The organism is Pseudomonas weihenstephanensis, from assembly GCF_001043055.1.
In the GTDB taxonomy this organism is placed as follows: Bacteria; Pseudomonadota; Gammaproteobacteria; order Pseudomonadales; family Pseudomonadaceae; genus Aquipseudomonas; species Aquipseudomonas weihenstephanensis.
Genome location: NZ_JYLF01000003.1, coordinates 63,481 through 84,440, shown reverse-complemented (window position 1 = coordinate 84,440; position 20,960 = coordinate 63,481). Strand labels below are relative to the sequence as shown.

At 54.9% G+C, this 20,960-nt stretch carries 19 protein-coding genes; all 19 read left to right on the top strand.

Features of this window, described 5'->3' with window-relative positions:
• The first annotated feature begins 59 nt into the window (after nucleotides 1-59).
• The 19 genes from mnmE to TU86_RS07900 all read left to right on the top strand — a co-directional run bounded on the left by mnmE (nucleotide 60) and on the right by TU86_RS07900 (nucleotide 20,666).
• Entirely contained in the window at nucleotides 60-1,427 is a 1,368-nt protein-coding gene (gene mnmE, locus TU86_RS07990) for a tRNA uridine-5-carboxymethylaminomethyl(34) synthesis GTPase MnmE (protein WP_048363770.1), read from the top strand.
• 805 nt (nucleotides 1,428-2,232) lie between these two features.
• Entirely contained in the window at nucleotides 2,233-4,125 is a 1,893-nt protein-coding gene (gene mnmG / locus TU86_RS07985; protein ID WP_048364273.1) for a tRNA uridine-5-carboxymethylaminomethyl(34) synthesis enzyme MnmG, read from the top strand.
• Nucleotides 4,125-4,766 (top strand): 16S rRNA (guanine(527)-N(7))-methyltransferase RsmG, encoded by a 642-nt coding sequence (gene rsmG / locus TU86_RS07980; RefSeq protein WP_193387777.1) that lies wholly within the window; start codon nucleotides 4,125-4,127, stop codon nucleotides 4,764-4,766. Before mnmG ends, rsmG begins: the two co-directional genes overlap by 1 nt.
• 18 nt (nucleotides 4,767-4,784) lie before the next feature.
• A complete protein-coding gene (locus tag TU86_RS07975; RefSeq protein WP_048363768.1) occupies nucleotides 4,785-5,576 on the top strand; it encodes a ParA family protein in 792 nt (263 codons plus the stop codon).
• 9 nt (nucleotides 5,577-5,585) lie between these two features.
• Entirely contained in the window at nucleotides 5,586-6,458 is an 873-nt protein-coding gene (locus TU86_RS07970) for a ParB/RepB/Spo0J family partition protein (RefSeq protein ID WP_048363767.1), read from the top strand.
• A 147-nt stretch (nucleotides 6,459-6,605) separates the two neighbouring features.
• On the top strand, nucleotides 6,606-7,013 hold the full coding sequence (locus tag TU86_RS07965) for a F0F1 ATP synthase subunit I (RefSeq protein ID WP_048363766.1): 408 nt from the start codon (nucleotides 6,606-6,608) through the stop codon (nucleotides 7,011-7,013).
• 16 nt (nucleotides 7,014-7,029) lie between these two features.
• Nucleotides 7,030-7,899, top strand: a complete 870-nt coding sequence (gene atpB / locus TU86_RS07960; RefSeq protein ID WP_047279004.1) for a F0F1 ATP synthase subunit A — start codon at nucleotides 7,030-7,032, stop codon at nucleotides 7,897-7,899.
• Nucleotides 7,900-8,019: 120 nt separating this feature from the next.
• Nucleotides 8,020-8,277: a F0F1 ATP synthase subunit C gene (gene atpE, locus TU86_RS07955; RefSeq protein WP_002555987.1), complete on the top strand. Its 258-nt coding sequence runs from the start codon at nucleotides 8,020-8,022 to the stop codon at nucleotides 8,275-8,277.
• A 57-nt stretch (nucleotides 8,278-8,334) separates the two neighbouring features.
• Nucleotides 8,335-8,805 (top strand): F0F1 ATP synthase subunit B, encoded by a 471-nt coding sequence (locus TU86_RS07950; protein WP_047279006.1) that lies wholly within the window; start codon nucleotides 8,335-8,337, stop codon nucleotides 8,803-8,805.
• A gap of 12 nt (nucleotides 8,806-8,817) precedes the next feature.
• Nucleotides 8,818-9,354: a F0F1 ATP synthase subunit delta gene (locus tag TU86_RS07945; protein WP_048363765.1), complete on the top strand. Its 537-nt coding sequence runs from the start codon at nucleotides 8,818-8,820 to the stop codon at nucleotides 9,352-9,354.
• 21 nt (nucleotides 9,355-9,375) lie between these two features.
• Complete coding sequence (gene atpA, locus TU86_RS07940) at nucleotides 9,376-10,920, top strand: F0F1 ATP synthase subunit alpha (protein WP_048363764.1); 1,545 nt, start codon at nucleotides 9,376-9,378, stop codon at nucleotides 10,918-10,920.
• 50 nt (nucleotides 10,921-10,970) lie between these two features.
• Nucleotides 10,971-11,831: a F0F1 ATP synthase subunit gamma gene (atpG, locus tag TU86_RS07935; RefSeq protein ID WP_048363763.1), complete on the top strand. Its 861-nt coding sequence runs from the start codon at nucleotides 10,971-10,973 to the stop codon at nucleotides 11,829-11,831.
• A 27-nt stretch (nucleotides 11,832-11,858) separates the two neighbouring features.
• Nucleotides 11,859-13,238: a F0F1 ATP synthase subunit beta gene (atpD, locus tag TU86_RS07930; RefSeq protein ID WP_019828667.1), complete on the top strand. Its 1,380-nt coding sequence runs from the start codon at nucleotides 11,859-11,861 to the stop codon at nucleotides 13,236-13,238.
• Nucleotides 13,239-13,291: 53 nt separating this feature from the next.
• Nucleotides 13,292-13,711, top strand: coding sequence for a F0F1 ATP synthase subunit epsilon (locus tag TU86_RS07925; RefSeq protein WP_420850406.1), 420 nt, complete (start codon nucleotides 13,292-13,294; stop codon nucleotides 13,709-13,711).
• Nucleotides 13,712-13,826: 115 nt separating this feature from the next.
• Complete coding sequence (glmU, locus tag TU86_RS07920; RefSeq protein WP_048363761.1) at nucleotides 13,827-15,194, top strand: bifunctional UDP-N-acetylglucosamine diphosphorylase/glucosamine-1-phosphate N-acetyltransferase GlmU; 1,368 nt, start codon at nucleotides 13,827-13,829, stop codon at nucleotides 15,192-15,194.
• Between the two features lie 266 nt (nucleotides 15,195-15,460).
• Nucleotides 15,461-16,228, top strand: coding sequence for a DeoR/GlpR family DNA-binding transcription regulator (locus tag TU86_RS07915; protein ID WP_048363760.1), 768 nt, complete (start codon nucleotides 15,461-15,463; stop codon nucleotides 16,226-16,228).
• A gap of 9 nt (nucleotides 16,229-16,237) precedes the next feature.
• Nucleotides 16,238-18,073 carry a glutamine--fructose-6-phosphate transaminase (isomerizing) gene (gene glmS, locus TU86_RS07910; protein ID WP_048363759.1) on the top strand — a complete coding sequence of 612 codons (1,836 nt, stop codon included), beginning with the start codon at nucleotides 16,238-16,240 and terminating at the stop codon, nucleotides 18,071-18,073.
• Between the two features lie 92 nt (nucleotides 18,074-18,165).
• Nucleotides 18,166-19,080, top strand: a complete 915-nt coding sequence (locus TU86_RS07905) for a LysR family transcriptional regulator (protein ID WP_048363758.1) — start codon at nucleotides 18,166-18,168, stop codon at nucleotides 19,078-19,080.
• A 257-nt stretch (nucleotides 19,081-19,337) separates the two neighbouring features.
• Nucleotides 19,338-20,666, top strand: a complete 1,329-nt coding sequence (locus TU86_RS07900) for a serine hydrolase domain-containing protein (RefSeq protein ID WP_048363757.1) — start codon at nucleotides 19,338-19,340, stop codon at nucleotides 20,664-20,666.
• Nucleotides 20,667-20,960 lie beyond the last annotated feature (294 nt).

Below are 20,960 nucleotides of genomic sequence, written 5' to 3'. Positions count from 1 at the left end.
CAAAACGCCCCCTAGTGGGGCGTTTTGCTATCCGTCACTTTTGTTTTGAGGCCTGTTTTATGAGTGTTCCGGCACAAACCATTGCCGCAGTAGCAACCGCCCAAGGCCGAGGTGGTGTGGGGATCGTACGTGTTTCCGGGCCACTCGCCCGGGCTGCGGCCCAAGCGTTTTGTGAGCGTGAGTTGAAACCGCGCTACGCCCATTACGGCCCTTTTTACGGAGAAAACCGTGAGGTGCTGGACGAAGGCATCGCACTTTATTTCCCCGGCCCCCACTCGTTTACTGGCGAAGACGTACTGGAACTCCAAGGCCACGGCGGCCCGATCGTGCTGGATATGTTGTTGCAGCGCTGCATCCAGTTGGGTTGCCGCCTGGCGCGTCCGGGAGAATTCAGCGAACGCGCATTTTTGAATGACAAGCTCGATCTGGCTCAAGCCGAAGCCATTGCCGACTTGATCGAAGCAAGTTCTGCACAGGCTGCGCGCAACGCATTACGTTCCTTGCAGGGCGCTTTCTCACAGCGTGTGCATAACTTGACCGAGCAACTGATCGGTTTACGCATCTATGTCGAAGCAGCGATTGATTTCCCGGAAGAAGAAATCGACTTTTTAGCAGATGGCCATGTGCTGGGCATGCTCGACAAGGTGCGTGAAGAGTTATCCACCGTTCAGCGCGAAGCGGGGCAAGGTGCCTTGCTACGCGATGGCATGACGGTGGTTATTTCGGGGCGCCCAAATGCAGGCAAGTCGAGCCTGCTCAACGCGTTGGCCGGACGTGAAGCGGCGATCGTGACTGAAATCGCAGGCACCACTCGCGACGTGTTGCGCGAACATATCCACATCGATGGCATGCCGTTGCATGTGGTCGACACGGCGGGCTTGCGTGATACCGACGATCATGTCGAGAAAATCGGTGTGCAACGGGCGCTCAAGGCCATTGGTGAAGCTGACCGTGTGCTGTTGGTGGTGGATGCAACGGCACCGGAAGCAGAAGACCCGTTTGCTCTGTGGCCAGAATTTCTGGAGCAGCGTCCTGACCCTGCGAAAGTAACCTTGATCCGTAACAAGGCCGACTTGAGCGGCGAAAATATAGCGCTGGAGGTCAGCGCAGATGGCCATGTCACGATCAGCCTGAGCGCCCGCTCCACCGCAGGCCTGGACTTGCTGCGTGAGCACCTCAAAGCCTGCATGGGCTATGAACAGACCTCTGAGAGCAGCTTCAGCGCACGTCGTCGCCATCTGGAGGCCTTGAGTCATGCCAGTGCGGCGCTTGAACACGGTCGCGCGCAATTGACCCTCGCGGGCGCTGGAGAGTTGTTGGCTGAAGATTTACGCCAGGCACAGCATTCACTGGGCGAAATTACCGGGGCCTTCAGTTCCGATGATTTGCTGGGCCGGATTTTCTCCAGCTTCTGTATCGGTAAGTAACGACGCACTGTAGCCGCTGAGAGGCGTAGCGAGGCTGCGAAAAGGACCGAAGGGCTTCAGATTGCCGGTGCTGCTTCGCAACCCATCGCAGCCGTGTATCGCATCAGCGGCTACAGATATCAATCATCTTGCTACCGTTACCCACGTGCCTACTGAGTGACTCGTCCCATACGCCATTGATGCCGCCGCGAAGCTTGCGGCCAGTTCTTGATTCCCCTGCAACAAGGGCAGATCAGTGCATCTCTGGAGTAAATGTCCATCATCAGCCCGATGGTTTGACCTCAATCTGAATCTTCACCGACGGCATGCGGGCCTGCCATTCATCGCCTTAATTCCCTCCTGATCGACTAAACGCTTGATGAATCCTTCATTCAGGCGGCTTTCGCCTGTCTGTTTATTGGCCGGTGCAGTCTTTTTCTTTGGAATAAGCCCTGTGCATAACTGGCCTTCAGGTCAGTGGGTAAGTAGGCCTGAAAACTGAAGATAACCACCCCTGTGGATAAGCACCTGTTTTACCCACAGGCTTAAAGCACTTATTCACGCCCCTCATTGGCACATGACCACAGACTTTTGAATCTCTGTACAGTACGTAAAATATGGTCTGTAGCAATCTATCCACAGAAATGTGCCTCAGTAGAAATAAACATAAAAACAAAGCTTTATAAATTTCTTCTCTATTTATTTATCTATCTTGCCCTTATCCACAGCTGGTTAAATTTTGTGCAAAGGGTTCTTTAAGAAGGGCGAAGTCCCTATACTTTGCGGTCTCTCTAAAAAACCCCTAGTAACAGGCACGAGGTGCGTGGTGAATTTCCCTTCCCGTTTTGCAGTGATCGTCATCGGTGGCGGTCACGCCGGAACCGAGGCTGCACTTGCTTCAGCACGTATGGGCGTAAAAACCCTGCTGTTGACCCACAACGTGGAAACCCTCGGGCAAATGAGCTGCAATCCTGCGATTGGCGGGATTGGTAAAAGCCATCTGGTTAAAGAAATCGACGCCCTTGGTGGCGCGATGGCGATAGCCACCGATAAAGGCGGTATTCAGTTCCGTGTACTCAATGGCCGTAAAGGCCCCGCCGTACGCGCAACCCGTGCACAGGCTGACCGCATTCTCTACAAGGCGGCTGTGCGTGAAATTCTGGAAAACCAGCCCAACCTGTGGATATTTCAACAAGCCGCTGATGACCTGATCGTCGAACAGGATCAAGTGCGAGGCGTCGTGACCCAAATGGGCCTGCGTTTCATGGCCGATGCCGTGGTTTTGACCACAGGCACGTTCCTCGGTGGACTTATCCACATCGGTATGCAGAACTACTCGGGCGGCCGGGCCGGTGATCCACCGTCGATCGCCTTGGCCCAGCGCCTGCGTGAACTACCGCTGCGAGTAGGTCGCTTGAAAACCGGCACGCCACCGCGCATCGACGGTCGCTCGGTGGATTTCTCTGTGATGACCGAGCAACCTGGCGATACCCCGATTCCTGTCATGTCGTTCATGGGCAACAAAGAACAGCACCCGGCGCAAGTCAGTTGCTGGATCACCCATACCAACGCACGCACCCACGAAATCATTGCCGCCAACCTGGACCGCTCGCCGATGTATTCGGGCGTGATTGAAGGAATTGGCCCACGCTACTGCCCATCGATTGAAGACAAGATTCATCGCTTTGCAGACAAAGAAAGCCATCAGGTCTTTATCGAACCGGAAGGCCTGACCACGCATGAGCTGTACCCGAACGGGATTTCAACTTCACTGCCGTTCGATGTGCAAATCCAGATCGTGCAATCGATTCGCGGTATGGAAAACGCCCATATCGTGCGTCCTGGTTATGCCATCGAGTACGACTACTTCGATCCGCGAGATCTGAAGTACAGCCTCGAAACCAAAGTCATTGGCGGTTTGTTCTTTGCCGGGCAAATCAACGGCACCACCGGTTACGAAGAAGCGGGTGCCCAAGGTTTGCTGGCCGGCGCCAATGCGGCTTTGCTTTCACAAGGCAAAGAGAGCTGGTGCCCGCGTCGCGATGAAGCCTACATCGGGGTGTTGGTCGACGATTTGATTACCCTGGGTACTCAAGAACCGTATCGGATGTTCACCTCCCGCGCCGAGTACCGGCTGATCCTTCGTGAAGACAACGCCGATATGCGTCTGACCGAAAAAGGTCGTGAACTCGGATTGGTCGATGACGCGCGTTGGGCGGCCTTCTGCACCAAGCGCGAAAGTATTGCGCTGGAAGAACAACGATTGAAAAGCACATGGGTGCGACCGGGTACGGAACAAGGCGATGCAATTGCTGCCAAATTTGGTACGCCCTTGACCCATGAGTACAATTTGCTGAATTTGTTGACCCGCCCCGAAATCGACTACGCCGGTCTGGTTGAAGTGACCGGGCAAGGCGCTGAAGACCCGTTGGTCGCCGAGCAGGTTGAAATCAAGACCAAATATGCGGGTTATATCGATCGTCAGCAGGATGAAATTGCCCGTTTGCGGGCAAGCGAAAATACCAAACTGCCTGTGGATATCGATTACACGGTCATTTCCGGGCTGTCGAAAGAGATCCAGAGCAAGCTGGGCGCAACTCGCCCCGAGACCTTGGGCCAGGCATCGCGGATCCCCGGCGTCACGCCGGCGGCCATTTCCCTGTTGATGATTCATCTGAAAAAACGCGGCGCAGGCCGCACGTTGGAGCAAAACGCTTGATTTCGCTGGTCACTGCACAACACGCCGAAGAGTTATCCACAGGTGCACGTCAACTGGGTGTCGAATTGACCGACATCCAGCACCAGCAATTGCTGGCTTATCTGGCCCTGTTGATTAAATGGAACAAGGCTTACAACCTTACGGCTGTGCGTAACCCGGACGAAATGGTGTCGCGTCATTTGCTCGACAGTCTCAGCGTCATGCCATTTATCGAAAATGGCCGCTGGCTGGATGTCGGCAGTGGTGGCGGCATGCCCGGCATCCCTCTGGCGATCCTGTTTCCTGAGTCGCAAGTGACCTGTCTGGACAGTAACGGTAAAAAAACCCGTTTTCTGACCCAGGTTAAACTCGAACTCAAACTGGACAACTTGCAAGTTATCCACAGCCGCGTTGAGGAATATCAACCGGCGTTGCCATTTAACGGAATTGTGTCCAGAGCCTTCAGCAGCATGGAGAACTTCTCCAACTGGACGCGCCACTTGGGCGACAGCCAAACGCGCTGGTTGGCAATGAAGGGCGTTCATCCTGCTGATGAGCTGGTAGCATTGCCGACTGATTTTCGTCTCGATAGCGAACACGCCTTGACCGTTCCGGGTTGCCAAGGCCAACGCCATCTGCTGATACTGCGCCGCACGGCATGATTGGGAACGCACGCAAGAATGGCTAAGGTATTCGCAATAGCGAACCAAAAGGGTGGTGTGGGTAAGACCACCACCTGTATCAACCTCGCAGCATCGCTGGTCGCCACCAAGCGTCGGGTGCTGCTGATCGACCTCGATCCACAAGGCAACGCCACCATGGGTAGCGGTGTGGATAAACACGCGCTCGAGAACTCGGTGTACGACCTGTTGATCGGAGAATGCGACCTGGCCCAGGCCATGCACTACTCCGAACACGGTGGTTATCAGCTGCTGCCGGCAAACCGTGATCTCACGGCAGCGGAAGTCGTGCTGCTTGAAATGCAGATGAAAGAAAGCCGTCTGCGCACAGCGCTGGCGCCGGTTCGCGAGAGCTACGATTACATCCTGATCGATTGCCCGCCCTCACTGTCGATGCTGACTTTGAACGCGCTGGTTGCCGCCGATGGCGTCATCATCCCCATGCAGTGCGAATACTTTGCACTGGAAGGGTTGAGTGACCTTGTGGATAACATCAAACGCATTGCTGAGCTGCTCAACCCGAACCTGAAGATCGAAGGCCTGTTGCGGACCATGTACGATCCGCGCTTGAGCCTGATGAATGACGTTTCGGCGCAGCTCAAGGAGCACTTTGGCGGGCAGCTTTACGACACGGTGATTCCACGCAACATCCGTTTGGCCGAAGCGCCCAGCTACGGCATGCCGGCGCTGGCGTATGACAAAAATTCCCGTGGCGCGATTGCTTACCTGGCCCTCGCGGGCGAGTTGGTTCGTCGTCAACGTCGCAGCTCCCGCACCGTTCAGCCAACTTAAGGAAATCCCATGGCCGTCAAGAAACGAGGTCTCGGACGCGGACTGGATGCACTCCTGAGTGGCCCTACGGTCAGCTCGCTGGAGGAGCAAGCGGTCAAGGTTGATCAAAGCGAACTGCAACATTTGCCCCTGGACCTGATCCAGCGTGGCAAATACCAGCCGCGCCGCGATATGGACCCGCAAGCCCTTGAAGAGCTTGCTAACTCCATCAAGTCCCAAGGTGTGATGCAGCCCATCGTGGTACGCCCCATTGCAGGCGAGCGCTTTGAAATCATCGCCGGTGAACGCCGCTGGCGCGCGAGCCAGCAAGCTGGCAAAGACACCATCCCGGCGATGGTGCGCGATGTGCCGGACGAAACCGCTATCGCAATGGCGCTGATCGAAAACATTCAGCGCGAAGACCTCAATCCGATTGAAGAAGCCATTGCCTTGCAGCGTTTGCAGCAAGAGTTCCAGCTGACCCAACAGCAAGTGGCTGACGCCGTGGGCAAGTCCCGGGTGTCTGTGGCTAACCTGTTGCGATTGATTTCGTTGCCGGAAGTGATCAAAACCATGCTTTCCCACGGCGACCTGGAAATGGGTCACGCGCGGGCTTTGCTGGGTTTGCCGGAAAACCAGCAGGTTGAAGGGGCGCGACACGTTGTCGCACGCGGGCTGACCGTGCGTCAGACCGAAGCCTTGGTTCGCCAGTGGTTGAGCGGCAAACAAGACCCAGTTGAACCGGTTAAACCCGATCCGGATATCACGCGTCTCGAACAAAGACTGGCCGAACGACTAGGCTCTGCGGTGCAAATCCGCCACGGAAAAAAGGGAAAAGGCCAATTAGTAATTGGTTACAATTCTCTGGATGAGCTTCAGGGTGTGCTTGCACACATCCGCTGAAACAATTCCTCGTGTAGCGCGCAGTCGGAAATCACTACCTGACAGTTGAATAGGGAATTAAGCGCCCCTATACTCTGCGCGCATTTTGTCGGCACAAATTATGCCAAGTTTTCACTTTTGGCAGCCGACCTTTGAGGAGCAGATGTGATGGAAACACGCACGCCAAACCGCTTGCCGTTCCATCGCTTGGCGGTTTTTCCGGTTTTACTGGCTCAATTTGTCGTTGTATTGCTGGCTGCTCTGGGGCTCTGGCAATGGCATGGAGTCGTCGCCGGTTATTCAGGACTTTGCGGAGGCCTGATTGCTTTGCTACCCAATGTGTACTTTGCTCACAGGGCTTTCCGGTTTTCCGGCGCCCGAGCAGCGCAAGCCATCGTCCGGTCGTTTTACGCTGGCGAGGCAGGCAAATTAATTTTGACGGCAGTGCTGTTCGCGCTGACGTTTGCAGGTGTGAAGCCATTGGCGCCATTAGCAGTATTTGGCGTCTTCGTGCTGACCCAACTGGTCAGTTGGTTCGCTCCCCTGCTAATGAGAACAACACTTTCGAGACCTTAGGGCGTTTGAGGCAACCATGGCAGAAACAACCGCTTCGGGCTATATCCAGCACCACTTACAGAACCTGACCTTCGGGCAGCTACCTGATGGCGGCTGGGGCTTTGCTCACACCGTTGCAGAAGCTAAAGAAATGGGCTTTTGGGCATTCCACGTCGATACACTCGGCTGGTCGCTGTTTGTCGGCCTGATCTTTATCCTCGTTTTCCGCATGGCGGCCAAGAAGGCAACTTCGGGTCAACCAGGCGCATTGCAGAACTTCGTTGAAGTGCTGGTGGAATTCGTTGATGGCAGCGTCAAAGACAGTTTCCACGGCCGCAGCGCAGTTATTGCTCCACTGGCGCTGACGATTTTCGTCTGGGTGTTCCTGATGAACGCCATCGACTTGATCCCGGTTGACTGGATTCCTCAGTTGGCCATTCTGATCACTGGCGATGAACACTTCCCGTTCCGTGCCGTACCGACGACTGATCCTAACGCTACCCTGGGCATGGCCCTGTCGGTATTTGCGCTGATCATCTTCTACAGCATCAAAATCAAGGGCATCGGCGGCTTCATCGGCGAATTGACCCTGCACCCGTTTGGCAGCAAGAACATCTTCGTTCAAGCGCTGCTGATTCCGGTTAACTTCCTGCTCGAATTCGTGACGTTGATTGCCAAGCCAATCTCGCTGGCACTGCGTCTGTTCGGCAACATGTACGCTGGCGAACTGGTATTTATCCTGATCGCCGTAATGTTCGGCAGCGGCCTGCTTTGGCTTAGCGGTCTGGGCGTGGTGCTGCAATGGGCGTGGGCTGTATTCCACATCCTGATCATCACCTTGCAAGCGTTCATCTTCATGATGTTGACCATCGTCTACTTGTCGATGGCGCACGAAGAGAACCACTAAGGCCCGCTTCGGCGAGTCTGGTGCCCCTCCTGCTTCGGTGGGAGGGCGTCGCAAAATGATTTTGTTTTACCGCTTTAATCTAAAAACCTAAACCATACGACGTAAAAGTCGGGAGGAAAGATGGAAACTGTAGTTGGTCTAACCGCTATCGCTGTTGCACTGTTGATCGGCCTGGGCGCACTGGGTACCGCAATTGGTTTCGGCCTGTTGGGCGGCAAATTCCTGGAAGGCGCAGCGCGTCAACCAGAAATGGTTCCAATGCTGCAAGTTAAAATGTTCATCGTTGCCGGTCTGCTCGACGCCGTAACCATGATCGGTGTTGGTATCGCACTGTTCTTCACCTTCGCTAATCCCTTCGTTGGTCAACTCGCTGGCTAATCACTCGAATTGTCGAGTTGATTAGAGTGATGGACAACGAACGAGCGAGGTGTTGGCGTGAACATTAATGCAACCCTGATTGGCCAGTCCGTTGCGTTCTTCATTTTTGTACTGTTTTGCATGAAGTTCGTGTGGCCTCCGGTCATCGCGGCATTGCAAGAACGTCAGAAGAAGATTGCGGCTGGACTGGACGCTGCTAACCGAGCAGCTCGCGACCTGGAGTTGGCCCAAGATAAAGCGGGTCAACAACTGCGCGAAGCTAAGGCTCAAGCAGCTGAAATCATTGAGCAAGCCAAGAAACGCGGTACTCAGATCGTAGACGAAGCCCGTGAACAGGCTCGCGTTGAAGCTGACCGTGTGAAGGCTCAGGCTCAGGCCGAGATCGAACAGGAACTGAACAGCGTCAAAGACGCCCTGCGTACCCAATTGGGTGGCTTGGCTGTTGAAGGCGCAGAGAAGATCCTGGGTGCCACAATCGATCAAAACGCGCACGCGGAGCTGGTTAATAAACTGGCTGCTGAAATTTAAGCGAGGGCGATCATGGCAGAATTGACCACGTTGGCCCGACCTTACGCTAAGGCAGCCTTCGAGCACGCCCAGGCCCACCAGCAACTGGCCTCTTGGTCAGCCATGCTCGGCCTGGCTGCAGCAGTGTCGCAAGACGACACTATGCAGCGCGTGCTCAAGGCCCCGCGACTGACGAGCGCAGAAAAGGCCGCCACATTTATTGATGTGTGCGGTGACAAGTTCACTGTAGAAGCACAGAACTTCATCAATGTCGTTGCCGAAAACGACCGTCTCCCGCTATTGCCGGAGATCGCCGCTCTGTTTGACCTGTACAAGGCCGAACAAGAGAAATCGGTAGACGTTGAAGTGACCAGTGCTTTTGCATTGAACCAAGAACAGCAAGACAAACTCGCCAAGGTTCTCAGTGCACGACTCAACCGGGAAGTGCGCCTGCAAGTTGCGGAGGATGCCAGCCTGATAGGTGGTGTCATCATCCGCGCCGGCGACCTGGTTATCGATGGCTCGGTTCGCGGGAAACTCGCAAACCTTGCCGAAGCATTGAAATCTTGAGTTTGAAGGGGCAGCAGAGCAATGCAGCAACTCAATCCTTCCGAAATAAGTGAAATTATCAAGGGCCGCATCGAAAAACTCGATGTGACCTCTCAAGCCCGCAACGAAGGCACTGTCGTCAGCGTATCTGACGGCATTGTGCGGATTCACGGTCTGGCCGACGTAATGTACGGCGAAATGATCGAGTTTCCGGGCAGCGTCTTCGGTATGGCGCTTAACCTTGAGCAAGACTCTGTAGGTGCCGTAGTTTTGGGCGCTTACACGACTCTGGCTGAAGGCATGAGCGCCAAGTGCACCGGCCGTATCCTGGAAGTTCCTGTTGGTAAGGAACTGCTGGGTCGCGTTGTCGACGCACTGGGTAACCCCGTTGACGGCAAAGGTCCGCTGAACAACACCGAGACTGATGCAGTCGAGAAAGTTGCTCCAGGCGTGATCTGGCGTAAGTCGGTAGACCAGCCTGTACAGACTGGCTACAAGGCTGTCGATGCCATGATCCCTGTCGGCCGTGGCCAGCGTGAGCTGATCATCGGTGACCGTCAGATCGGTAAAACCGCTCTGGCGATCGACGCGATCATCAACCAGAAAGACAGCGGCATTTTCTGTGTATACGTAGCGATCGGTCAGAAGCAATCGACCATCGCCAACGTGGTTCGCAAGCTGGAAGAAAACGGCGCGCTGGCTAACACCATCGTCGTAGCTGCCAGTGCATCCGAATCCGCAGCGCTGCAGTTCCTGGCACCGTACTCCGGTTGCACCATGGGCGAATACTTCCGCGACCGCGGTGAAGACGCGCTGATCGTTTATGACGATCTGTCCAAGCAAGCAGTGGCTTACCGCCAGATTTCCCTGCTGCTGCGCCGTCCACCAGGCCGTGAAGCTTACCCAGGCGACGTGTTCTATCTCCACTCCCGTCTGTTGGAGCGCGCATCCCGCGTTTCCGAAGAGTACGTAGAGAAGTTCACCAACGGCGCAGTGACCGGCAAAACCGGTTCCCTGACCGCACTGCCGATCATCGAAACCCAGGCTGGCGACGTTTCTGCGTTCGTTCCGACCAACGTGATTTCCATCACTGACGGTCAGATCTTCCTGGAATCGGCCATGTTCAACTCCGGGATCCGTCCTGCTGTGAACGCCGGTGTTTCGGTATCCCGTGTGGGTGGTGCCGCTCAGACCAAGATCATCAAGAAGCTGTCCGGTGGTATCCGTACCGCTCTGGCTCAGTACCGTGAACTGGCGGCATTCGCCCAGTTCGCTTCTGACCTGGACGAAGCGACCCGCAAGCAACTTGAGCATGGTCAGCGCGTTACCGAGCTGATGAAGCAGAAGCAATACGCACCAATGTCGATCGCTGACATGGCGCTGTCGCTGTATGCCGCTGAGCGTGGGTTCCTGACTGACGTCGAAATCACCAAGGTCGGTAGCTTTGAACAAGCGCTGATTGCTTACTTCAACCGCGATCACGCCGAATTGATGGCGAAGATCAACGTTAAAGGTGACTTCAATGACGACATCGATGCTGGCATCAAAGCCGGTATCGAGAAGTTCAAGGCCACCCAAACCTGGTAAGCCGCAGCGGGAGCCGCAAGGCTCCCGCTTGCTAACCTGATAGGTGTTACATGGCAGGCGCAAAAGAGATTCGCAGTAAGATTGCGAGCATCAAAAGCACGCAAAAAATTACCAGCGCCATGGAAAAAGTGGCGGTAAGCAAAATGCGCAAGGCACAAATGCGCATGGCTGCTAGCCGTCCTTATGCGGAGCGCATCCGCCAGGTTATTGGGCATTTGGCCAACGCCAACCCGGAATACCGCCACCCATTCATGATCGACCGTGCTGTCAAGCGTGTGGGTTATGTGGTTGTGAGCAGTGACCGTGGTTTGTGCGGTGGTTTGAATACCAACCTGTTCAAGGCTTTGGTCAAGGACATGGCGGTAAACCGCGAAAACGGCGTCGAGATTGATCTGTGCGTGGTCGGCAGCAAAGGTGCGGCTTTTTTCCGCAACTTTGGCGGTAACGTCGTTGCTGCAATCAGCCATCTGGGTGAAGAACCGTCGATCAATGACTTGATCGGCAGCGTTAAGGTGATGCTGGATGCTTACCTGGAAGGCCGTATTGATCGCCTTTCCGTGGTATCCAACAAGTTCATCAACACCATGACGCAACAGCCTACTGTGGAACAACTGATTCCACTGGTGGCGACCCCGGATCAAGAACTCAAGCACCACTGGGACTATCTCTACGAACCAGATGCCAAAGAGCTGCTTGACGGCTTGATGGTGCGTTACGTGGAGTCGCAGGTGTACCAGGCGGTGGTCGAGAACAGTGCAGCTGAACAAGCTGCGCGGATGATCGCAATGAAGAACGCCACTGATAACGCCGGTGATTTGATCAGCGATTTGCAGCTGATCTACAACAAGGCGCGTCAGGCTGCGATCACCCAAGAGATCTCGGAAATCGTCGGCGGCGCTGCCGCGGTTTAACGGTTCAAATATTCAGAGGATCCAGCTATGAGTAGCGGACGTATCGTTCAAATCATCGGCGCCGTGATCGACGTGGAATTCCCACGCGAAAACGTACCGAGCATCTACAACGCGCTGAAAGTACAAAGCGCGGCCGGAACCACTCTGGAAGTTCAGCAGCAGCTGGGCGACGGCGTGGTTCGTACCATTGCGATGGGTTCCACCGAGGGCTTGAAGCGCGGTCTGGAAGTCACCGACACTGGCGCAGCCATCTCCGTTCCAGTCGGTAAAGCGACTCTGGGCCGGATCATGGACGTTCTGGGCAACCCGATCGACGAAGCTGGCCCGATTGACACCGAAGAGCGTTGGGGCATTCACCGTCCTGCACCGTCCTTCGCTGAGCAAGCTGGCGGCAACGACCTGCTGGAAACAGGCATCAAGGTTATCGACCTGATCTGCCCGTTTGCAAAAGGCGGTAAGGTGGGTCTGTTCGGTGGTGCCGGTGTAGGCAAAACCGTAAACATGATGGAACTGATCCGTAACATCGCCATGGAACACAGCGGTTACTCTGTGTTTGCTGGTGTGGGCGAGCGTACCCGTGAGGGTAACGACTTCTACCACGAGATGAAGGATTCCAGCGTACTGGACAAAGTGGCACTGGTTTACGGTCAGATGAACGAGCCGCCGGGTAACCGTCTGCGCGTTGCACTGACTGGCCTGACCATGGCCGAGAAGTTCCGTGACGAAGGTAACGACGTACTGTTGTTCGTTGACAACATCTACCGTTACACCTTGGCCGGTACTGAAGTATCCGCACTGCTGGGCCGTATGCCTTCGGCAGTAGGTTACCAGCCGACTCTGGCTGAAGAGATGGGTACTCTGCAAGAGCGCATCACTTCGACCAAAAACGGTTCGATCACTTCGATCCAAGCGGTATACGTACCTGCGGATGACTTGACTGACCCGTCGCCTGCGACCACGTTTGCCCACTTGGACGCCACTGTCGTTCTGTCCCGTGACATCGCTTCCCTGGGTATCTACCCAGCGGTAGATCCACTGGATTCGACTTCGCGCCAGCTGGACCCGAACGTAATCGGCCAGGAACACTACGACACCGCTCGCGGCGTTCAGTACGTGTTGCAGCGTTACAAAGAACTGAAGGACATCATTGCGATCCTGGGTATGGACGAGCTGTCGGAAACCGACAAGCAGTTGGTATCTCGCGCTCGTAAGATCCAGCGTTTCTTGTCTCAGCCGTTCTTCGTGGCTGAAGTCTTCACTGGCGCTTCGGGTAAATACGTTTCCCTGAAAGACACCATTGCTGGCTTCAAAGGCATCCTCAACGGTGACTACGACCACCTGCCAGAACAAGCGTTCTACATGGTCGGCGGCATCGAAGAAGCGATCGAGAAAGCCAAGAAACTGTAATTCGGGCGCCCGGTAACGGGCGCTAATCAGGTTGAGGCAATCAGATGGCTAATATGACAGTCCATTGCGATATCGTCAGCGCGGAAGGAGAAATCTTTTCCGGTCTGGTTGAGATGGTGATTGCGCACGGCAGCCTGGGTGATCTTGGTATCGCTCTGGGTCACGCTCCGCTGATCACTGAACTCAAGCCAGGTCCGATCCGCCTGATCAAACAGGGTGGGGAAGCCGAGGTGTTTTACATCTCCGGCGGTTACCTCGAGGTTCAGCCGAACATGGTTAAGGTACTTGCAGATACCGTGCAACGTGCTGCCGACCTGGATGAAGCCTCCGCTCAGGAAGCCGTTAAGGCTGCCGAGAAGGCCCTGAACGAAAAAGGCGCAGATTTCGATTACGGATCTGCTGCTGCACGACTGGCCGAGGCCGCAGCTCAGCTGCGCACCGTCCAGCAAATCCGCAAGAAGTTCGGCGGCTAAGGCTCCTGCTTCATTGTGTGATTGATTAAAAAGGGTAGCCTCGGCTACCCTTTTTCTTTTTCCGCGAAATACTTTTTGGTCGCAGCCGCTGACCACCCAGGATTGGTAGCCAGTCATGTCTCTCGATATCGTCATTCTCGCCGCAGGTCAGGGCACACGCATGCGTTCGGCATTGCCCAAGGTATTGCACCCGGTGGCCGGCAATTCTATGTTGGGCCATGTTATCCACAGCGCCCGCCAACTCAAGCCAACCGGTATTCACGTAGTGATCGGCCATGGGGCTGAATTAGTACGCGAACGTCTGGCCGCAGAAGACTTGAATTTTGTACTGCAAGACAAGCAGTTGGGCACCGGCCACGCCGTGGCTCAGGCACTGCCGTTTATAACGGCACAAAACGTGCTGATCCTGTACGGCGATGTCCCGTTGATCGAAGTTGAGACCCTGCAACGCCTGCTTAAGCAAGTCGGCCCTGAACAACTGGGCCTGCTGACCGTCAACCTGCCAGACCCGACCGGTTATGGCCGTATCGTTCGTGATGCGAGCGGCAAGGTCAGTGCCATCGTTGAGCACAAGGATGCGAGCGAAGCTGAACGCACAATCTCTGAAGGCAATACTGGGATTCTTGCGTTGCCGGCCCATCGATTAGCGGACTGGATGAGCCGCCTGTCGAACAACAATGCACAGGGCGAGTATTACCTGACCGACGTGATCGCAATGGCGGTGAACGATGGTTTGGTCGTGGCCACCGAACATGCGCTGGACCCGATGGAAGTACAGGGCGCCAACGACCGCAAGCAACTCAGTGAACTGGAACGTCACTATCAGGTGCGTGAAGGCCGCCGTCTGATGGCATTGGGTGTGACCTTGCGCGACCCGGCGCGCTTTGATGTGCGCGGCGAAGTCAGCGTCGGGCGTGATGTGCTGATCGACATTAACGTGATCCTCGAAGGTCGCGTGGTGATTGAAGACGACGTGGTGATTGGTCCTAATTGCGTGATCAAGGACAGCACCTTGCGCAAAGGTGTCGTGGTCAAAGCTAATAGTCATCTGGACGGTGCCATCATGGGCGAGGGCAGCGATGCAGGCCCATTCGCCCGATTGCGACCAGGTAGCGTGCTTGATGCACGTGCCCATGTGGGTAACTTTGTTGAGCTGAAAAATGCCCACCTCGGTGAAGACGCCAAGTGTGGCCATCTGACCTACTTGGGCGATGCTGAAGTGGGTGCGCGCACCAATATCGGCGCCGGGACCATCACCTGCAACTACGATGGCGCCAATAAGTGGAAGACAGTGTTGGGCGCAGATGTATTCATTGGTTCCAACAACTCACTGGTTGCACCTGTGGATATCTCTGACGGCGCCACGACGGCTGCCGGTTCGACCATTAATCAACACGTGCCCGCTGAACAGCTTGCCGTTGGTCGTGCACGCCAGCGCAATATCGAAGGCTGGAAGCGCCCCGTTAAGCGACCCAAGGCTTAAGAGGGTGTTATCCACACGCTAAAAAAGCTTTTTGTGGGTAATTTTGATTGTTACATATTTGTTAAAAATCAATATGTTAGCTAAAGCCCTTATCCATGCCTTGTGGATAAGGGCTTTTTAATAACCCGAAAACAGGGCTTACCCCCCTGCAAATCCTTGGCACGAGAAGTTATGCACAACCCCGTGTATGGAGTTTTTTGTTGACGAAAATTTCGAGATCGGGTTTCATTGCTTTCGTTATCTTTCGAAACGAAACTTAGGTCGTTATGTCCAAGCGCAATACGCCTCAACGCAGACACAACATTCTTGCCCTGCTCAGTGAGCAAGGTGAAGTCAGTGTGGATGAACTGGCCAAACGTTTCGAAACTTCAGAGGTTACGATTCGCAAGGACTTGGCAGCACTCGAAAGTAATGGCCTGCTGCTGCGTCGTTATGGCGGCGCTATTACTTTGCCCCAAGAGTTGGTGATAGACCCCACTCAGCCGGTGTCTGCTTATAAGCAAGCGATCGCTCGTGCTGCTGTGACACTGATCAAAGAACACGCGCGCATCATCATCGACAGTGGCAGTACCACCGCGGCGATGATTCCTCAGTTAGGCCAGCAACCTGGCCTGGTCGTCATGACCAACTCGTTGCATGTCGCCAATGCCCTCACTGAACTTGAGCACGAGCCAGTGTTGTTGATGACGGGTGGCACCTGGGATCCACATTCCGAATCTTTTCAGGGCCAAGTGGCGGAGCAAGTGCTGCGCTCTTACGATTTCGACCAACTGTTTATCGGCGCTGACGGAATCGATCTGCACCGCGGTACCACCACCTTTAATGAGTTGCTGGGGCTGAGCCGGGTCATGGCTGAAGTCGCGCGTGAAGTCATTGTCATGGTCGAGTCCGACAAAATCGGCCGCAAAATACCCAATCTGGAACTGCCCTGGAGCAGCGTCCATACCCTTATTACTGATGATCGCTTGCCCAAAGACGCTCGCGAACAGATTCAGGCCCGAGGCATAACCTTGTTATGCGCGGCACTTAGTTAGGAGAACGTTATGTGTGGAATTGTTGGCGCAGTCGCTGAACGAAATATCACGGCCATTCTGCTCGAAGGCCTGAAGCGTCTTGAATACCGCGGCTATGACAGCGCCGGTGTGGCTGTTTTTACAAACAACGGCACACTGGAGCGCATGCGCCGAAATGGCAAAGTCGCTGAGTTGGAACAAGCCCTGGCCGGTGAACCGCTGGTCGGACGGCTGGGTATTGCCCACACGCGTTGGGCCACGCACGGTGCACCTTGCGAGCGCAATGCGCACCCGCACTTCTCGGGTTCGGATCTGGCTGTGGTGCATAACGGCATCATTGAAAACCATGAAGCCCTGCGCGAACAACTTAAAGGCTTGGGCTATGTGTTCACCTCGGACACCGACACTGAAGTCATTGCGCACCTGCTTAACCACAAGCTCAAAGACAACAACGACCTGACGGCCGCGCTCAAAGCCACCGTCAAAGAATTGCACGGTGCCTACGGTTTGGCTGTAATCAGCGCCAAACAACCGGATCGTCTGGTAGCAGCGCGTAGCGGTAGCCCTTTGGTGATTGGTCTGGGTCTGGGCGAAAACTTCCTTGCCTCCGACCAATTGGCTCTGCGCCAAGTGACGGATCGCTTCATGTACCTGGAAGAAGGCGACATTGCTGAAATCCATCGTGACAGCGTGCAAATCTGGGATGTGACCGGCCAAAGCGTGCAGCGTGAAGCGGTGCAATACAGCGATGGTGCTGAAGCAGCCGACAAAGGCGAGTACCGTCACTACATGCTCAAAGAAATTCACGAGCAACCGGCTGTTGTGCAACGCACTCTGGAAAATCGTTTGGGGCAGGACCATGTGCTGGTTCAGGCTTTCGGCCCACAAGCGGCTGAACTGTTCGCCAAGGTGCGCAATGTTCAGATCGTTGCCTGCGGTACGAGCTACCACGCGGGGATGGTTGCGCGTTACTGGCTGGAATCGTTGGCCGGCATTCCGTGTCAGGTCGAAGTTGCCAGCGAGTTCCGTTATCGCAAAGTGGTGGTTCAGCCCGATACCTTGTTTGTTTCGATCTCGCAGTCCGGTGAAACGGCTGACACCCTGGCGGCATTGCGCAACGCCAAAGAGCTGGGTTTCCTTGGCAGCCTGGCTATTTGTAACGTCGGCATCAGTTCGCTGGTACGTGAGTCTGATCTGACCTTGCTCACCCACGCAGGGCGTGAAATTGGTGTGGCATCCACCAAAGCCTTCACCACTCAATTGGTCGGTTTGTTGCTGCTGACCCTGTCATTGGGTCAGGTGCGTGGCACCCTGCAAGCGGGTGTTGAAGCCCAGTTGGTTGAAGAGTTGCGTCGTCTGCCAGCTCGTTTGGGCGAAGCGCTGGCAATGGACACCACGGTTGAAAAAGTCGCGCAATTGTTCGCCGATAAACACCACACCTTGTTCCTCGGCCGTGGTGCTCAGTTCCCGGTAGCGATGGAAGGCGCGCTTAAGCTCAAAGAAATTTCGTACATCCATGCCGAAGCCTACCCGGCGGGTGAGTTGAAGCACGGTCCATTAGCGCTGGTAGACAGCGACATGCCGGTGGTCACGGTGGCCCCCAACAACGAGCTGCTGGAAAAACTGAAATCTAACCTGCAAGAAGTACGCGCCCGTGGCGGTGAATTGATTGTGTTTGCAGATGAGCAAGCGGGCATGACCAATGGTGAAGGCACGCATGTGATCAACATGCCGCACATCCACGATGTATTGGCGCCCATCCTCTACACGCTGCCGCTGCAATTGTTGTCGTACTACGTGGCCGTATTGAAAGGCACCGACGTCGACCAACCGCGTAACCTGGCTAAGTCCGTGACGGTAGAATAAACATCACCGTATTGATAAAACGTTAACCTTTCGACCCGCCCATGCGGGTCGAATCGTTAGTGGACTGCGGGCAACGGCCATAAGGAAAAGGCATGTTTCATAGCAACGCATTAAAACAATTGGATATGCAGGACCTTTCCATCGTTTTGCTGCTGATTGAAAACAGGAGTGCAAAGCGGGTTTCGGAAATATTGAACGTGAGTCAGTCGAGTATCAGCTACAGCTTGAAGAAGCTGCGCCATTGCTTTGACGACACATTGTTTGAAAACACAGAAGGGGCGATGCAGCCAACAGCGCGCGTATTGGCGATGAAGCCGTACTTGCAAAGCATGGTGCAGTGCATCAATCAATGTGCGAAAGAAGGCGTTTCGCAGGCACCCTCCGTGCGTCAGTGGAATATCACGGCGCCCGAGTATTTTGAAATCTTGATGTTGCCTGCGTTGTTGCAGCACATCCGCGAAGCCGGTCGCAATTGGTCATTGAGTGTGAGCCGCTTGGGTCAGGATCTGCCCATCAGTCAGTTGTTAGCCGGTGACACCGATGTCTGCTTCGGTTTCGGCCCTGGTTATCATCAGTTGCACCCTCTCTTGAGTTACCAAAGCCTGGGGGACGATTCTTTCGTGTGCCTGTCCAGCGTGCACAAGCACCAGGCCAAAACCACCTTGGACCTCAACGAATTCTGCGAGACACCACAGGTATTTCCGACGCCGTGGTTGTCTGAAAAAAACATGGTGGATGACTGGCTGAGTAAACAGGGCCGCAGTCGCACAATCATGACGCGCGCCAATTCCTATCACGCCGGGGTCAATATTTTGCTTTCGGTGCCTGCGTTGATCGCCGTGCCTACGCACGTATTAAGCACGTTAAAAGTGCCGGATCAGATAAAAGTCTTGAAGCCACCGCCAGGTTTTCCGACCTTCACCCTGGACATGATCTGGTGCAAAGACAGAAACACCCAAAACGATTTCCATCAGTTAGAAGCGCTGGTGCAAAAAATCAAAAGGTGAATTCGGTTTTTTGAGACGGCTGAAGTACGCGCCACTGTAGGGTGAGGATGAACCTTACAGAGGAGCATCCCGATGCCAAATCCATTTAACTGGTAAAAGACCCGTTTGAACGCCGTTGCTGGCGTGGCGTGAAGAAGGTCTAGTTTGGCTATGCAAAGCCCTTCTTATCGCGCAAGGTGGCGTGCGGCCATGAATCGAAAAGGGAACATTCAATTCAGTACTGGGCCAATGTTACGTTCCTTTCATGGGGCTTTTACATGCTTAAGTTTTTTTCAAAACCCGCTCGCGCCAGTGCTTTTCTGCTTTCATGCCTGGCGTCTTCCATTGCCGGTGCAGCCGACACCACATACCCGGATGCCGCTGCCAGTGACCCCGCCAAGATGGGATGGATGGTCGGTTCTCCGCCGCCGCCTGATCGAATTATTCGTTTTTCCGATGGCAGTTATTTCAAATTTCCGGCCATGCGCTGGAGTGTTTCAAACTTCCGTCAATTGATGCCCACGACCAATGTGTCGCGTGGCTTGGGCGCCCCGGTGCCGCTGAATCGTGCATTACGTAAGGACATCGACGCGCTGACGTTTATCCCGACCGGTGCCAGTAAGCCGATGACGTGGGAGCAATCGCTGGCGGCCAATTACACGGATGGCATTGTGGTCTTGCATCGCGGCAAGGTGGTGTACGAACGCTATTTTGGTGTGTTGAATCCACAAAAACAGCACGCAGCGATGTCGGTCACCAAGTCAGTGGTAGGCACGATGGGAGCGATGTTAGTGGCGGATGGCACGCTGGATGCCAATAAAAAAATCGTCGATTACATCCCCGAGTTAGCCAAGTCAGCGTTTGCCAATGCCACTTTGCGCCAAGTGCTCGACATGACCACCGGGCTCAAATTCAGCGAGGACTATGCAGATCCCAACGCTGAAGTCTGGCAACACGCAATGGCCGGTAATCCGCTGCCAAAACCTGCGGACTACACCGGACCGCAAACGTACATGGAGTACCTGCAAACCGTGCAGCCGTCAGGTGAGCACGGTAAAGCGTTCGCCTACAAAACCGTGAATAGCGATGTATTGGGCTGGGTGATTGCCCGTGTGACCGGGCGCAATGTTGCGCAGTTATTGTCAGAAAGAATCTGGCAGCGTGTGGGCGCCGAACAAGATGCCTACTTCACCGTCGACTCCATCGGCACCCCGTTTGCGGGCGGTGGTTTGAATGCAGGCCTGCGGGATTTGGCGCGCTTTGGCGAGATGATTCGCAATGACGGCAAGTACTTGGGCCAGCAAATCGTCCCTAAAGCTGTGGTGGATGATATTCGAGCAGGCGGTGACAAACAGGCGTTTGCCCAAGCCGGTTATGACCAGCTCAAAGGCGGCAGTTACCGCAACATGTGGTGGGTGACGCATAACCCGGATGGAGCCTTTATGGCCCGCGGCGTATACGGTCAACGGATTTACATCGATCCGAAAGCGGAAATGGTGATCGTGCGGTTCGCCTCCCATCCGATTGCCAGCAACTCGGCCAATGATCCTGTGACCATTCCGGCCTTCGAAGCACTGGCCAAACAGTTTATCACTCACCCGCAGTAATCGTGCTTCGGCGCGGTCTTTTCCAAAAATGAAGATTGCGCCGGGTCGACGAAAGTTTCACCTCTTCTGTTATATCGCAATTACATATTTCAGAAGTGAGAGCGTCCATGCATGTCGATTTAGAGGTCGAAGAGGGTGGCCTTGAATCTCTTCCTCGTTTTCAACGCGCGAGTGCTCAGGCTTCTCAGCTGCATCGGTTGGGGGCTGGACTGGCGGGCTTAAGTCTTGTCGCGTGGGGCCTGGCGTTTTTTATAGACCTGTTTTCGCCTGAGTAAGCGCGGCCTTGCGGTGCAA

Bases quoted from the DNA above. Each gene is read 5' to 3' on its own strand.
- mnmE (WP_048363770.1), top strand. From the start codon at position 60: ATGAGTGTTCCGGCACAAACCATTGCCGCAGTAGCAACCGCCCAAGGC.
- TU86_RS07975 (WP_048363768.1), top strand. From the start codon at position 4,785: ATGGCTAAGGTATTCGCAATAGCGAACCAAAAGGGTGGTGTGGGTAAG.
- TU86_RS07970 (WP_048363767.1), top strand. From the start codon at position 5,586: ATGGCCGTCAAGAAACGAGGTCTCGGACGCGGACTGGATGCACTCCTG.
- TU86_RS07965 (WP_048363766.1), top strand. From the start codon at position 6,606: ATGGAAACACGCACGCCAAACCGCTTGCCGTTCCATCGCTTGGCGGTT.
- atpB (WP_047279004.1), top strand. From the start codon at position 7,030: ATGGCAGAAACAACCGCTTCGGGCTATATCCAGCACCACTTACAGAAC.
- atpE (WP_002555987.1), top strand. From the start codon at position 8,020: ATGGAAACTGTAGTTGGTCTAACCGCTATCGCTGTTGCACTGTTGATC.
- TU86_RS07945 (WP_048363765.1), top strand. From the start codon at position 8,818: ATGGCAGAATTGACCACGTTGGCCCGACCTTACGCTAAGGCAGCCTTC.
- atpA (WP_048363764.1), top strand. From the start codon at position 9,376: ATGCAGCAACTCAATCCTTCCGAAATAAGTGAAATTATCAAGGGCCGC.
- atpG (WP_048363763.1), top strand. From the start codon at position 10,971: ATGGCAGGCGCAAAAGAGATTCGCAGTAAGATTGCGAGCATCAAAAGC.
- atpD (WP_019828667.1), top strand. From the start codon at position 11,859: ATGAGTAGCGGACGTATCGTTCAAATCATCGGCGCCGTGATCGACGTG.
- TU86_RS07925 (WP_420850406.1), top strand. From the start codon at position 13,292: ATGACAGTCCATTGCGATATCGTCAGCGCGGAAGGAGAAATCTTTTCC.
- glmU (WP_048363761.1), top strand. From the start codon at position 13,827: ATGTCTCTCGATATCGTCATTCTCGCCGCAGGTCAGGGCACACGCATG.
- TU86_RS07915 (WP_048363760.1), top strand. From the start codon at position 15,461: ATGTCCAAGCGCAATACGCCTCAACGCAGACACAACATTCTTGCCCTG.
- glmS (WP_048363759.1), top strand. From the start codon at position 16,238: ATGTGTGGAATTGTTGGCGCAGTCGCTGAACGAAATATCACGGCCATT.
- TU86_RS07905 (WP_048363758.1), top strand. From the start codon at position 18,166: ATGTTTCATAGCAACGCATTAAAACAATTGGATATGCAGGACCTTTCC.
- TU86_RS07900 (WP_048363757.1), top strand. From the start codon at position 19,338: ATGCTTAAGTTTTTTTCAAAACCCGCTCGCGCCAGTGCTTTTCTGCTT.